Here is a 13,370-nt window from a genome sequence, read left to right as displayed (position 1 = left end):
GCGCGTAGGAAGCCATGGACTCCGCTAGCAGATAGTCAACCGGAGGCAGCGACATGAACGGCATGAGCAGCACGAACAAGGGCATCGCACGTATTGTCGCCGTCTCGACGGTGGCAGCACTCACGCTGGGAATGGCGGCGTGCACCGCGGGTACAACCGGAGAACCGGCGTCCTCGAGCGGGCCCGCCGTCACCATCGGCCAAGCACCCAGTCAGGACGTCGTCGATCTTTACACGGATCGTGACACGGCAGTGGCCGCGGCCGTCGCTGCCCTTCCCCAGTTCATCGAGAAGGCGCTCAAGCAGACAGGAGTGCCCGGCGCGGGAGTCGCTGTCGTCTCGAACGGCAAAGTTGTGTTCGAAGAGGGATACGGTGTGCGGGACGTAACGACGAAGGAACCCGTAGACGTCAAGACCGTGTTTCAGATCGCGTCTTTGTCCAAGCCCCTCTCGTCGAGCGTTGCGGCCAAAGCGATCACCGAAGACGCCGACCTGTCGTGGGAGGATCCGGTCGTCAAATACCTCCCCGACTTCGCACTGAAGGATCCGTATGTGACCGAGCATGGAAAGATCGCCGATTTCTTCTCGCACCGCACCGGCATTCCAACCGGTGGCGGCGATGACCTCGAGGACATCGGCTTCGATGTCGACTACATCATGGCCCGCATGAACCAGATTCCTCTGGCGTCGTTCCGCGACACATACCAGTACTCCAACTTCGGATTGACCGTGGGCGGCCAAGCGGTCGCGGCGTCGCGCGGGCAAACGTGGGCGCAGACCGCGCACGAACTGCTGTTCGAGCCGCTCGGCATGACTTCGACGACCACCGTCCATGACGAATACCTCGCCGCAGATGATCGCGCGGCGATGCACGCGCGGACCGGAGAAGGAAAGTACGAGCAGCTGTTCGACCGTGACGCTGATGCCGAGGCTCCCGCAGGCGGTGTCGCCTCCACTGCCGGCGACATTGCGAAGTGGATGAATATGGTGCTGGCCAACGGAGAGGTCGACGGCGCTGAATTCATCGACCCGCTCGTGCTCGCAAAGACCTATTCCGCCCACTCGATCACCGGCGGCGATGCCAAGAACCTGACATCGCGCACCTCGCACTACGGCTTCGGCACGAACGTCGGTGCCACCGTGACCGGCCGCGTCAACATCAGCCACTCCGGCGCATTCGGGTGGGGTACCGCCACCAATGCCACGATGATCCCCGATCTGAACCTCGGGATAGTCGTGCTCACGAACGGAGCGCCGTCGGGAGTTCCGGAGGCGGTCGTTGCGGAATTCGTCGACCTCGTTCAGTTCGGTGAGGAGACACGCCCCTGGTTGGACCTGTGGCCCACCGTCTTCGCGGACTTCGCCGACCCGGCGGGCGACCTCGTCGGCGAGAAGCCCCCCACAGGCGCCGCGGCAGCGGGTCCGGCCGGCGACTACGTCGGCACGTACACGAGCCCCTACTTCGGCAAATTCGTCGTGACTGAGGAGAACGGTACCCTCACCGGCGCGCTCGGCCCCGAGGGCGGCTACACGTTCAAGATCGATCCGTGGAACGGCGACATGCTGTCCTTCGTGCCCACCGGTGAGAATGCGCTCCCCGGTTCACTCTCCTCGGCGGTCTTCGTCCGCAAGGATGGGCAGATCACCGGGGTCACCCTGACGTACTTCAACAAGTTCCCGGGGCCTGGGCAGGAGCCTCACGGGCTCGGCGTTTTCACCCGGGCCGGCTGAACCTCGATCCTCCGATAGTTGTCCTGGATGCGGGGCTGCGCCAGCCGGCGGGATGGGCAGGCTGTTCGCCGACTGCTACGCACCCCGGGCGCTGGGCTCGTTCCTGCGCACGTTCACGTTCGGGCACGTCCGCCAGCTGGGAGTCGTAGCGCCCCGGTTCCTGTCTGGGCTTGCCGCGAACACCCCCGTCGTGGTGGGGATGGACGGCGACGTTCTGGTCGATCTCGATGACATCATCATCGATATCCACGGTCTTTGGAAACAATGAAAGGCCACGGACACACGCGGATTTTGGCAAGTAACCAGACCCATCAGAATCCAGATAGCGGGAGGACCATGCGAACGACGCCCCACGTCACCGTAACCCCGGGCTTCATGTCCAACATCCCGCCAACGCCTCATTCAAAATACCGCTGCAGATGCCTGCCGCAGCTGCGATTTATATGGGGTTGCCCCCGAAATTCCTCGACTCGAGGGTGAAGCGGTGATCCCGTCCTACAAGCGGATCCCTGTACTGCCTGGAGCGGCGCGGGGCGGTACGGCAGTGCCGCATGTTGTTCACCCGGCTCGGCCAGAATTTCCAGTGATTATCCCTGCAACGCCGCCCGCACAGCCGGCAGGACCTCGGTGGCAAGCAATTCGATGGAGCGCAGGGTTCCCGCCTGCGACAGTCCGCCGAGTCCCACCTGGGCGAGAAACCGGGTGTGCCCCAAAATCTCGTGCTCCCACAGGATTTTCTCGACAATTTCAGCAGGGCTGCCCGCGAAGAGCGCTCCCCGCGGACCGGCCCACGCGTCAAAGCTGGGGCGGTCCAGCCGGCCCGCCCGTGGCATGTTCTGCTCAATGTACGAAGAGTAGTGCGGAAAGAAAGTGCCCTTGGCCCCCTGCGAGGTCTCCGCAACATAGAAGTGGGAGGTGACACCTATCCGCCCGGGCCCACGGCCAGCAGCAACAGCCGCACTGCGGTACAACTGCGCCAGCGGCCCAAACCGTTCCGGCGCGCCCAGGATGGCCAGGTACAGCGGCATGCCCAGCCGCCCTGCCCGCTCGGCCGAGCCCGGGGTCCCGCCAACAGCAGCCCAGATGGGCAGGGAAGCCTGGGCCGGCCGAGGCCAGACCCCGGCGTCAACGAGTGGCGGCCGCGTAGTCCCCTTCCATGTGACGGGATTTTCGTCGCGGATCCGCAGGAGCAGTTCGAGCCTGTCCTCAAAGTACTCGTCGTATCGATCCAACTGCTGGCCAAACAGCGGGAACGACTCCAGGTAGGCTCCCCGGCCGGCTGTGATCTCGGCCCTCCCGGCACTGATGAGATCCAGCATGGCAAAGTCTTCAAAGACGCGGACGGGATCGGCGCTCGAAAGAACCGTCACGGTGCTGGTCAAACGGATGTGCTTGGTTTGCGCCGCTGCGGCTGCCAGGAGCACGGCGGGTGAGGAAACGGCAAAGTCCTCCCGGTGGTGCTCACCGACACCGAAAACTTCCAACCCGGCCTCATCAGCCACACGGGCCCACTCAAGAATGTCGCGGGTGCGCTCACCGAAGGTAAAGATGCCGATCTCGAACGGCGTCTCGAGGGTCATGCCGTGGCCGACTCGTGGGCACCCACCTCGAGGGCCAGGAAGTCACGCACGTCGCCGAGCTCGACAGCATTGATGCCGTGGCCCAGCCCAGGGTAGACCTGCTCGTTGAGACTGGTGTGCTGCGGAAAGAACTCGCTGCTACGGGCAATGGCAACCGGCGCGATGACTCGGTCTTCGGCACCTCGTCCCCAGAAAAGGGCGGGCCGCTGCTCAAGAAGAACACCATCTCCGGGCTGTGGTGCTCCGAGAACAAATCCTCCCAACACAACCGGTGCAACCACCCGCTCCGGCCGGGTGCGAAGCAGTTGGCTTGCCATGAGGCCGCCCTGCGAGAATCCGATGGGCACTATGCGGGTTGCGGGGTCCACGTTCGCATCAATCCAAGCCCAGATCGCCTCGCTTGCTTGTTCAACGGGCTCCGCATCCGGGGCACCAGGCGTCGTAATTTGAAACCACGCCGCGCCACCGTTGCCCAGATCAAGCGGCGCGCGCAGCGATGCCCAGGGCTGCTTGAGTCCCAGCGCAGGTACCAGTGAAGCCAAATCGAGTTCATTGGAACCGAAGCCGTGCAGGAAAAGTACCATCGCCTCAGGAACGTCATTTTCGGTCCAGCCGGGCGGGCGCACGTCGCGCAGGGTGGTGTTCATTCGCACTCCTTGGGGTAATTGACTTCATCGTGACCACAAACCAGAACGCGGCCCATGCTCTAAAGATACACCATTTACTTGTAGCTTCAACTATTTGCTGGACAATATGCAGCCTACTGCCCGACGGCGACACTCACCTTCGATGATCGGCATCTCCGGGTGTCATCATCGAAAACCCACGCTACGATAGGCCATCGCGTAGCGCGGGCAAGGCGAATATTCTGTTGTCGTCCACGCAATGCACATCAGGCCAGTGGGGGTATTGCGTGACGTACCGATCATTCGCAGCTCGGCTCTCTACAGTGAGCCCGATTCAGGACGGCGTGGGCGGCCGACCAGACCCAATTTGGGGGTCATTTTCTTGACTATCTTCACTCATCCTCCCTGAGCTATGGCAGCGAAAGTCAGATTTTCCTGCCGGAGGAGACAGCTTGGATGGCCGGCACGAACCCGCGCCTTGAACCACCCGGATTGCGGAAGGAAGAATGACCTCCTCTCGCAACCGTCGACATGCCAATAGCTATGCGGGTACACCTGCGAACGGTCATCAAATAAGAGGTTCCACGATATTTGGCAGATCAGCGTCCGGTTTTACTCACGTTCTCCCATCAAAAGCCCTGGCAAACCGTGACATGTCAACGAGGTCCGCCTACCCGCGTTTCCACGGAATCGAACGGTTTTTGACGCTGAACGACGCCTCTTGGCCTGAGGCCAACGAGATTCCGGGGATTTCCCTGGCCTTACGACTTTAGGCTGCGACAGGCGCATTCCAACCCGATTGCCGTCCTGCCGGGCAGACCCCCAAAGCAGCCCGGAAAAGGAACCCTTGGCGGACAAGGAATGTACCGGTCACTTTCAAATAGTCGCTGCCGCTTCTTAAAATGGCTGATTCGCTGTCTTGCCGCGGCGCTCGTGGACCCCAGGAGCGAGGTCGGGCAACTTAGAAGGCGCGTTCGGCGACGTTCACACGAGTCGCGGAATCCAGTGCGGCCTTGACCTGATCCGCTGGCGTCGGGCCTGGAGTTGAGGAAAGTAGCTGGTCATCGGGTGTGCTCTGGTCCGCGAGATATATGCGCGTGTATCCTGCGGACTCAGGTTCGAACGTCCACGTCTCCGCGAGCGTACCTGCATCTAGAGTGTCGAACCCAAGGCGTTCAATGATTGCCGCCGCCTGGCTTTTGGTCTGGGCGTCATTGGACGCGATGGGAAGCGCGGATCGATCAGGAGCACCACTGGGTCGGGAAAGTAGGGGAATGTGGTGCGCAAGGATGTTGCCGAAGGCTTTCACATAGCGCGCTCCATCGAGCCATCTCGCCACCAACTCACTAGTGGTCGTCGTTCCGGTGTCGAGGTCAGCAATGCGGCCATCGCGGAAGGGATAGTAGTTGCTGGTGTCTAAGACAATCTTGCCGCGCAGTAATCCGGCGGGTAGATCCTTGACAGCGGTTAGCGGAATGGAAAGCGCTATTGCGTCTCCGGAATTGGCCGCTTCTTCAACTGTGCCAGCCTTGGCCAGTGGTCCGAGCTCGGTAATGAGTTCCCGAAGCGATTCCACGCCACGGGAGTTCGCAATGACCACGTTCATATTCGATGCAACGGCTAATCGAGCGATTGCCGATCCGATGTTGCCGCTTCCGATAATTCCAAGCGTTGGCATTCCTCTTCCTTTCGATAATGTTCAGTGGTCTGGGTGCCGGTAGCTCATGTGGCAGCTGTCCCAATAGATCGAACCTCCTCCTGTGCGCCAAAATTCCCCCGTGGGGACGCCGTCTCGGGTGGCCTCGGAGCGCGACAGGTACTAGATCCGAAACCGACCCTTAGCGGCCATGACGGCCTGTGCGTCGAAGGCGACAGCACCGGATATCCGTAGTTGTCTGCACTGCCTGGATGCGTTGATTGCGGAACGACCAACCAAACGGACTTCGCGTTACTCCTTCTTATCATCCGCCCCTTGCCACCGGTCGACTCGATCGTTAGACGGTGTGGCGGTGGGGCCGTCGTCCTGCAAGACTGAGCCACAACATTCGTTGAACTGGAGGAACCGCAGTGGATGGTCTGTTGCTTAGTTTGATGGTCATTCCGCTGGTTGCCGCCGCCGCTCCCCTGTTGGCCGCTGCCATTGGCAAGGTAGCCAAAGTGCCCTTGGTGGTGTTTGAAATCGCCCTGGGCATCATGATCGGTCCCAGCCTGTTGGGTTGGGCGGAACCCACCGAGTTCGTCAAGATCCTCGCCGATCTGGGCCTGGCCATGCTGTTCTTCATGGCCGGCAATGAGATCAATTTTGCCGCGATCAAGGGCCGCCCCCTCAACCGTGCCAGCATCGCTTGGCTCATCTCCCTCGCTGGCGGCCTGCTGGTGGGCATCCTGATTGCACCCACCGTGGCGGCCGGCGTCTTCATTGCAGTGGCCCTCTCCTCGACGGCGCTCGGCACGCTCTTGCCTGTCCTGCGCGATGCCAAGGAACTTTCGACGCCGTTTGGCAAGGCTGTCACGGCGATCGGCACCGTGGGGGAATTTGGCCCGCTCCTGGCGATCTCACTGTTCCTCAGCGGCCACAGCCTGGGGCATTCGGTGGTTGTGTTGCTTGGCTTTGTGCTCATTTCCGGGCTCGCCATTTGGCTCACCGGGCGCGGCGAGAACAAGGTCATCCACAGCATGGTCAATGCCACGCTGCATTCCAGCGGCCAGTTCGCCGTCCGCCTGGTGCTGCTGATCCTCGCGCTACTGGTGGGGCTGAGCATGGCCTTTGGCCTGGACATGCTGCTCGGCGCGTTTTCCGCGGGCGTCCTGTGGCGCGTGTTGATATCCGGCGCGGCGCCGCATGACAGGGAGGTGGTTGAGCACAAGCTCGACGCCGTCGCGTTCGGTTTTCTTGTCCCCGTGTTCTTCATCAACACAGGGGTTGTCTTTGATGTGGACGCCCTGCTGTCCAGTCCGCTGACACTGGCCCTGGTGCCCCTGTTCCTGGTGCTTTTCCTGGTGGTCCGCGGCCTGCCAAATCTGTTGGCCGCGCCCGTCGGCGCCACGCCACGGGACAAACGTGCCATGGTGCTTTTCAGCGCCACGGGGCTGCCCGTCATCGTGGCCGTGACGGCCATTGGACTGGAGCGCGGCCTGCTGCCGTCGGGCATCGCCACCGCCCTCATTGGAGCCGGGATGCTGTCGGTGCTGCTCTTCCCGATGCTGGCGCTGCTCCACCGGCGCAAGGAAGCGCCCTATAGCAGCGGCACCACTGCGGCGTAGCCGTTGGCCATCACCGTGCTGGGGCTGTCGAAGACTTTAGTCAATCCCTTGGTGCCATAGCCTGGCCAGCCGGGGTCGCCGTCGGTCAGGAAACGTGAAGCGGCCGCATGCAACTCGTTGGCCACTGCCGGGGGCGGGTTGTCACCGGCGATGGCTGCGACGCCCTCCGTGTCGAGAAGGTCAAAGAAGAACGGCACCTCCAGGCAGTGAAAGGCGCAGTCGTGCACCGGGGAACGCCAGGAGAAACGGTACACCCAGGTGGACGCACTACCGCGGGCTTCCAGAAGCCGCGGGATGAAGGCGCGAAAGATGGAGTCGGTCAGGTACCGGCCCATAACAGCGGCGGTTCCCCCGCTCTTCACCTCCGCATTGGCCTGCAGGTACGCGCGCCGTTTGGGCCCCCGTAGGCCGATCCGCCCCAGCATGAAGCCTGCCGGGATCCACTTGAGCTTGTTTTTCGCTTCGGCGAAGATCATGGAGAACTCGTCGTCGTTGGCACCAATCACCAGCGGCTTGTCGGCGCCCACACCGGTCCTGATGGACTCGATCGTGGACTGGACGATGAGATCACCGTCCATGACGGGGCCCAGAATCAGCCCATCGTCTGCCAGCGACCGCAAAGCCTTCAGGGGCGGGCCCTCCGGCGTGGTCGCCTTCTTCTGCAATTCCAGCAGCACTTCCTCGTCCACCGATTCAAAGCCCGCGCGCGTCGCCGCCACGCCGGCGCGCTCGGCCAGCTTGGCAGCAAATTCGCGGGACTTCTGCACCGTGACGTCGGCCGCCACACCGGAGGAGCAATAGACGGCACTGAACAGGTTTTGCGCGCTCGGCATGCCCAGCAATGTCAACACGGCACCGCCGCCAGCCGACTGGCCGGCGATCGTGACACGGCCCGGGTCACCGCCAAAAGCCGCCACGTTCTGCTGCACCCATTCAAGGGCCAGCATCCAGTCCATAACACCGCGATTGTGGGGTGCCCCCTCGACCCAGCCAAAACCCTCAAAGCCCAGGCGGTAGGAAATCACTACCGTGACGGCGCCATCGCGGGCAAAGGCGGTGCCGTCGTACCAGGTGCTGGCCGGGGATCCCGACGTGAATCCGCCGCCATGAATGTAGACCAACACCGGCAGCCCAGCGGCAATGCCGGGCGACGGCGTGAACACGTTGACGTTGAGGGTGGAGGGCCCTGGGACGGAGGGCTCCGGGATTAGCGTGATCCCGCCGTCATTGCCGCGCTGCGGCGTTGCCCCCATATTAAGCGCGTCTCGGACACCCTCCCAGGGACCGTGCGGCACCGGCGCGGCAAACCGCAACGGATCCATGGGAGGCTCGGCAAAGGGTATACCCAAGAAGACAGCGCATTCCTTCCGCCAGGCACCCCGGACCAGTCCCGCCGTCGTACTTGCCTCAACCTGGGTCTCAACCAAGGCATCGGCGCTCACAGCTGGATCCCGTGACCGAAAGGAAAGGGCGTGTTTGCAGTTTCCCTTTCCCCATTTTCACGCGGCATGATCATGGGGTCGACGGACGGCCCGTCAACGGATTGGCCTTGCGGATCAATAGTGTTCACACGTACTCCCTTGTCGCGGATTTATGAAAACAGTATCTTGCTCTGTTTTGGTGGTCAAGAGTTTTCGCCGCGGCAATGTGCCCTAAGCTGGCTCCATGGCTGCACGAGGATCCTACGCAAAAGGCATCGCCAAGCGCGATGAAATCTTGACCACCGCCCTGAGGGTGATTGCCGAGCGCGGCTACCGCAAAACCTCACTGCGTGAATTGGCTGCGGCGGTCGGCCTGAGCCAGACAGGGCTGCTGCACTACTTCGGCACCAAGGAGGACCTGTTTATCGAGGTGCTGCGCAAGCGCGACGACGTGGACATGGCAACCTACGGCCCTGACGCCAACCAGACCGACGTCATTCAAGGCATCCTCAACGTGATCCGGCACAATGCGGATGTCCCGGGACTAGTTCACCTGTACACACAGTTTTCAGCCGAAGCATCAGAGGCCAGCCATCCCGCCCACGGCTACTTCCAGGAACGCTCCGCCTACTTTCGCCAGATCGTCTCGGGCGCCATCAGGGAGCAGCAAGAGACAGGCCAACTGTCAGCAGCCCTAGATGCGGACTCCATCGCCCTGCTCCTGATGGCAAGCAGTGACGGCCTCCAGAGCCACTGGTTACTGGATGACACCGTGGACATGGCGGGGCAAATCTCGCATCTGTGGGAAGCACTGACCCGCGCCTGATTCCGTGAAATTATGCGCTGAACTCATGCCGAGTTCCGTGCATAAACGCCTATGCGCTGAACCCACGGTGAGTTCTACGCATAAGTTCACGGCGCCCAACTCGGTCCGGGTTCCACGCAGTACGGAACCGCCTCCGCCGTCGCACCTCACGCACACAAAAAGCCTTGTGCTTTGAAACCGAGCGTTGTACGGTATTTGCATATGGCTCAATGACGAGCCCCCTCAAAGAGGACTACCGACATGGCAATTGCGTCTCCGAACACCACCACCCTCGACGGTAAGGTGGATCCCCCGCCACTCGTCAAAGGCAGCGTAAAACGGCTTTTGGGCTGGATCATTCCGGCCAACATCAGCATTTTCATCATTTGGGGCGCAGTTCCCGGCATTCTTCTCCCGCTGCAGGTCGAGGGAATCGACCCAGCCAACAAGGTCGCCAATCTGGGCCTGGTCTCCACGATCAGCGCCTTTGCCGCCATGCTGGCACAGCCCATCGCGGGCCTCATCTCCGACCGCACCCGCTCCAAGTTCGGGCGGCGGGCCCAGTTGATGGTGGCCGGCACACTGGTCGGCGGCCTGGCGCTCATCGGCATGGCCATGGCCAATACGCTTCTGCAGATCGGCATCGCCTGGGTCATGGTGCAGATCGCCTACAACTTCACGCAGGGGCCACTGAGCGCAATCCTGCCGGACAGGGTGCCCCGCGCAGCCCGCGGCACCTTCTCCGCATTGGCGGGCCTCGGCGCCATGCTCGGAGCGATCGGCGGTCAGATCGTCGGTTCGATGTTCGCCACGAACATCCCCTTCGGATACCTGTTCTTTGCCGGCCTGGCCGTTGTGGTGATCACGCTGTTCGTGGTCTTCAACCCGGACCGCTCCAGCGCCGCCATGGAGCGCGAGCCGTTCTCCGCGAAGGTGTTCCTGAAGACCTTCTGGGTGAACCCCATTGCCCACCCCGACTTCTTTTGGGCCTTCACCGGGCGCCTGCTGCTTTACACCGGCTATTTCGCGGTCACAGGTTTCCAGCTGTATATCCTGGCGGACTACATCGGCCTGGGCAAGGGCGCCGCAGCAACAATCCCACTGTTCGGTCTGGCCAGCCTCGCCGGCATCATCACAGCAACCCTGATCGCCGGCCCGCTATCCGATCGGATCGGCCGCCGCAAGATCTTCGTCTTCATCTCCTCGATGCTGGTTGGCCTGGCCTTGATCATTCCCATGGTCATGCCCACCTTCACCGGCTGGCTGCTGTTCACCGTCATCTCAGGCCTGGGCTTCGGCGCATTCCAGGCCGTGGACCAGGCCCTCATGAGTGAGGTACTTCCCTCCGCCGACTCCTTCGCCAAGGACCTAGGCGTGGTGAACATCGCCGCAACTCTGCCGCAGACCCTGGCACCGGGTGTTGCCAGCTTCGTGATCCTCACCTTCGGCGGCTACGTGGCCCTGTTCCCGATCGGCTTTGCCCTGTCCATCTTGGGCGCCTTCGCCGTCTGGTTCATCAAGGCAGTGCGCTAGATGATTTCACCAACATCCCGCACGACGCCGGACACCAACCGCCTGCTATTCACTGGCCTTGCGCTGCTGCTGGCCGCCGGCACGGTGTGGCAGCGGGACCGGGGAAAGCCCGTGCGCCGGCCCCGGAAAACCACCTCCACCACCTCACCTATGAAAACCAAAGAAATAGGAGCATCATGACCACCCCAGGCACCACCCCCGAAGAAATCGTTGCGGCCCTCACTCTTGAGCAGAAGGCGGGGCTGACCAGCGGCGCCGACTTCTGGACCACGAAGGACGTCCCTGGGGTTCCCTCCATCATGCTCACCGACGGTCCGCACGGTGTCCGCAAGCAGGATGCGGCCTCGGACCATCTGGGTCTTGCCGGCAGTGTGCCAGCCACGTGCTTCCCGCCAGCTGTGGCCCTCGGCTCCAGTTTCGACGCGGAACTCCTGGTTCGGGTCGGCGTTGCCCTGGGCGAGGAGGCCCGCGCCGAAAGCGTTGGCGTCCTCCTGGGTCCCGGCATCAACATCAAGCGCTCTCCCCTGTGCGGGCGCAATTTTGAGTACCTGTCTGAGGACCCGCTGCTCTCAGGGGTGCTGGGCGCAGCACTGGTCAACGGCCTGCAGTCCCAGGGTGTGGGCGGGTCTCTGAAACACTTTGCTGCCAACAACCAGGAAACCGACCGGATGCGGGTTTCGGCCGACATTGACGAACGCCCGCTGCGGGAGATTTACCTGCGCGGCTTCCAGCGTGTTGTGCAGGACGCACAGCCATGGACTGTCATGTGCTCCTACAACCGGATCAACGGCGTCTATGCTTCCCAAGACCCCTGGCTGCTGACCTCGGTGCTGCGCAACGAGTGGGGATTCAAGGGTCTGGTGGTCTCCGACTGGGGCGCTGTGGTGGACCGTGTTGCCTCCCTGTCGGCGGGCCTTGACCTGGAGATGCCCTCCAGCAGCGGCCGCACAGACGCTGAACTCGTGGCAGCCGTGAAAGCCGGAACCCTGGATGAAGCCGTGCTCAACACCGCCGCCGCGCGGGTGGCTGAGCTGGTGGCGAAGGCTGTTGCCGGTGCCGACCCCTGCACCTCATACGACGTCGAGGGGCACAACACCCTGGCCCGCGAGGCTGCAGCGGCCAGCATTGTCCTCTTGAAGAACGACGGCGTGCTGCCGCTTGCCGTGGATGCCAAGGTGGCCGTGATTGGCCATATAGCCCAGAACCCGCGCTACCAGGGCGCCGGCAGCTCGCAAATCAACCCCACCAAGCTGGAAAACGCGCTGGCGGAAATCCGCGCCCTGACCGGCACCGAGATTCCCTTCGCTGCGGGCTATGGCGAGGACGGCGCCAGCACTGCCGGGCAGAAGGCCGAGGCCGTGTCCGCCGCCTCGGCTGCAGAAACGGTGCTCCTGTTCCTGGGCGTTCCTGCTTCGCAGGAATCCGAGGGCTTTGACCGCGCGGACATCGAGCTGCCGGCGGCTCAGCTTGAGCTGCTCGATGCCGTGCTTGCGGCCAATCCCCGCACTGTGGTGATCCTGTCCAACGGCGGGGTGGTCCGCCTGTCAGCGTTTGCCGGGCGTGTCCCTGCCATCGTCGAAGGCTGGCTACTGGGCCAGGCGGGAGGCGGGGCAATCGCCCAGGTGCTGTACGGTGCAGTCAATCCCTCAGGCCGCCTTGCCGAGACCATCCCGGTTCGGCTCCAGGACACTGCAGCGTACGGGAATTTTCCGGGCGAGCACGGCCATGTCCGCTATGGCGAGGGCCTCCTCGTGGGCTACCGGTGGTACGACGCCCGTGACATTGACGTCTCCTTCCCGTTCGGGCACGGGCTCTCCTACACAACGTTCGAGTACTCCGATGCGAGTGCTGTCACGGACGACGCCGGGATCACCGTCACGCTGACACTCACCAACTCCGGTGGTCGCGATGGCGCCGAAGTGGTTCAGGTATACACGGGGCTGGCCGGATCTGCGGTTTCCCGCGCACCTCGTGAGCTCAAGGGCTTCGCCAAGGTGCACCTTGCTGCCGGTGCGAGCCAAAAAGTTCAGCTGCGGGTCCGCCGCGAGGATCTGGCCTACTGGGACACGAGAGTTTCGGCGTGGACCGTTGAAAGCGGCAGCTACACGGTTGAAGTGGGCGCCTCAAGCCGCGACATTCGAGCCTCGCTTGCCGTTGGCGTTGCAGGAGAGCCGATCCGGGTGCCACTGAGCGTCAATTCCAGCATTGGCGAGGTCATGGCGCACCCGGTGGCTGGCCCCATCATCGCAGCCGCCATGGGCAGCGGCAGCAACGCCGGACTCATGTCCGATCCGTCAGTGATGAATATGCTGGCCTCTGCACCCATCGGGCGCATGATGGGCTTTCCGGGATCGGGTGTGGAACCGGAGCAGTTGGAGCAGTTGCTCGCTGCAGCCAACGCAGGTTAGACG

10 protein-coding genes and 1 pseudogene are annotated in these 13,370 nt (G+C 62.8%); 7 read left to right on the top strand and 4 right to left on the bottom strand.

What is annotated here, in order from left to right; genetic code table 11:
* Positions 1 to 53: 53 nt before the first annotated feature.
* Together CVS27_RS09325 and CVS27_RS09320 are read left to right on the top strand one after the other, a co-directional pair.
* Positions 54 to 1,730, top strand: coding sequence for a serine hydrolase (locus CVS27_RS09325; RefSeq protein ID WP_103465469.1), 1,677 nt, complete (start codon positions 54 to 56; stop codon positions 1,728 to 1,730).
* Between the two features lie 46 nt (positions 1,731 to 1,776).
* Positions 1,777 to 1,995 (top strand): annotated as a pseudogene (locus CVS27_RS09320) (IS1380 family transposase); the annotation flags it as partial.
* 322 nt (positions 1,996 to 2,317) lie between these two features.
* Here the strand turns inward: CVS27_RS09320 and CVS27_RS09315 are convergent.
* The 3 genes from CVS27_RS09315 to CVS27_RS09305 all read right to left on the bottom strand — a co-directional run bounded on the left by CVS27_RS09315 (position 2,318) and on the right by CVS27_RS09305 (position 5,614).
* Entirely contained in the window at positions 2,318 to 3,310 is a 993-nt protein-coding gene (locus CVS27_RS09315) for an LLM class flavin-dependent oxidoreductase (protein WP_103465467.1), read from the bottom strand.
* A complete protein-coding gene (locus tag CVS27_RS09310; protein ID WP_103465466.1) occupies positions 3,307 to 3,957 on the bottom strand; it encodes an alpha/beta hydrolase in 651 nt (216 codons plus the stop codon). The genes CVS27_RS09315 and CVS27_RS09310 overlap by 4 nt, the downstream gene beginning before the upstream one ends.
* Positions 3,958 to 4,897: 940 nt before the next feature.
* On the bottom strand, positions 4,898 to 5,614 hold the full coding sequence (locus CVS27_RS09305; RefSeq protein ID WP_103465465.1) for an NADPH-dependent F420 reductase: 717 nt from the start codon (positions 5,612 to 5,614) through the stop codon (positions 4,898 to 4,900).
* 389 nt (positions 5,615 to 6,003) lie between these two features.
* On the opposite strand from CVS27_RS09305, the gene CVS27_RS09300 reads away from it, so the two are divergent.
* The gene (locus CVS27_RS09300; protein WP_103465464.1) at positions 6,004 to 7,200 is read left to right on the top strand and encodes a cation:proton antiporter; all 1,197 of its coding nucleotides are present in this window, start codon (positions 6,004 to 6,006) and stop codon (positions 7,198 to 7,200) included.
* Here CVS27_RS09300 and CVS27_RS09295 read toward each other — a convergent pair.
* The gene (locus CVS27_RS09295; RefSeq protein WP_103465463.1) at positions 7,173 to 8,642 is read right to left on the bottom strand and encodes a carboxylesterase/lipase family protein; all 1,470 of its coding nucleotides are present in this window, start codon (positions 8,640 to 8,642) and stop codon (positions 7,173 to 7,175) included. The two genes, CVS27_RS09300 and CVS27_RS09295, sit on opposite strands and share 28 nt — an antisense overlap.
* Positions 8,643 to 8,865: 223 nt before the next feature.
* Between CVS27_RS09295 and CVS27_RS09290 the strand changes: the two genes are divergently transcribed.
* The 4 genes from CVS27_RS09290 (at position 8,866) to CVS27_RS09275 (ending at position 13,367) form a co-directional block, all read left to right on the top strand.
* Positions 8,866 to 9,447, top strand: a complete 582-nt coding sequence (locus CVS27_RS09290; protein WP_103465462.1) for a TetR/AcrR family transcriptional regulator — start codon at positions 8,866 to 8,868, stop codon at positions 9,445 to 9,447.
* Between the two features lie 240 nt (positions 9,448 to 9,687).
* On the top strand, positions 9,688 to 10,959 hold the full coding sequence (locus CVS27_RS09285; protein WP_103465461.1) for an MFS transporter: 1,272 nt from the start codon (positions 9,688 to 9,690) through the stop codon (positions 10,957 to 10,959).
* A complete protein-coding gene (locus CVS27_RS09280; protein WP_103465460.1) occupies positions 10,960 to 11,139 on the top strand; it encodes a hypothetical protein in 180 nt (59 codons plus the stop codon).
* Positions 11,136 to 13,367 (top strand): glycoside hydrolase family 3 C-terminal domain-containing protein, encoded by a 2,232-nt coding sequence (locus CVS27_RS09275; RefSeq protein ID WP_103465459.1) that lies wholly within the window; start codon positions 11,136 to 11,138, stop codon positions 13,365 to 13,367. The genes CVS27_RS09280 and CVS27_RS09275 overlap by 4 nt, the downstream gene beginning before the upstream one ends.
* Positions 13,368 to 13,370: the final 3 nt, after the last annotated feature.

Source organism: Arthrobacter glacialis, assembly GCF_002909445.1.
In the GTDB taxonomy this organism is placed as follows: domain Bacteria; phylum Actinomycetota; class Actinomycetes; order Actinomycetales; family Micrococcaceae; genus Specibacter; species Specibacter glacialis.
Note: the sequence above shows the minus strand (reverse complement) of the source record. Positions and strands in the feature narration are given on the sequence as shown.

What these genes read in the sequence shown, in the direction of transcription:
- CVS27_RS09325 (WP_103465469.1), top strand. Translation starts at nt 54, where the DNA reads ATGAACGGCATGAGCAGCACGAACAAGGGCATCGCACGTATTGTCGCC.
- CVS27_RS09315 (WP_103465467.1), bottom strand. Translation starts at nt 3,310, where the DNA reads ATGACCCTCGAGACGCCGTTCGAGATCGGCATCTTTACCTTCGGTGAG.
- CVS27_RS09310 (WP_103465466.1), bottom strand. Translation starts at nt 3,957, where the DNA reads ATGAACACCACCCTGCGCGACGTGCGCCCGCCCGGCTGGACCGAAAAT.
- CVS27_RS09305 (WP_103465465.1), bottom strand. Translation starts at nt 5,614, where the DNA reads ATGCCAACGCTTGGAATTATCGGAAGCGGCAACATCGGATCGGCAATC.
- CVS27_RS09290 (WP_103465462.1), top strand. Translation starts at nt 8,866, where the DNA reads ATGGCTGCACGAGGATCCTACGCAAAAGGCATCGCCAAGCGCGATGAA.
- CVS27_RS09285 (WP_103465461.1), top strand. Translation starts at nt 9,688, where the DNA reads ATGGCAATTGCGTCTCCGAACACCACCACCCTCGACGGTAAGGTGGAT.
- CVS27_RS09280 (WP_103465460.1), top strand. Translation starts at nt 10,960, where the DNA reads ATGATTTCACCAACATCCCGCACGACGCCGGACACCAACCGCCTGCTA.
- CVS27_RS09275 (WP_103465459.1), top strand. Translation starts at nt 11,136, where the DNA reads ATGACCACCCCAGGCACCACCCCCGAAGAAATCGTTGCGGCCCTCACT.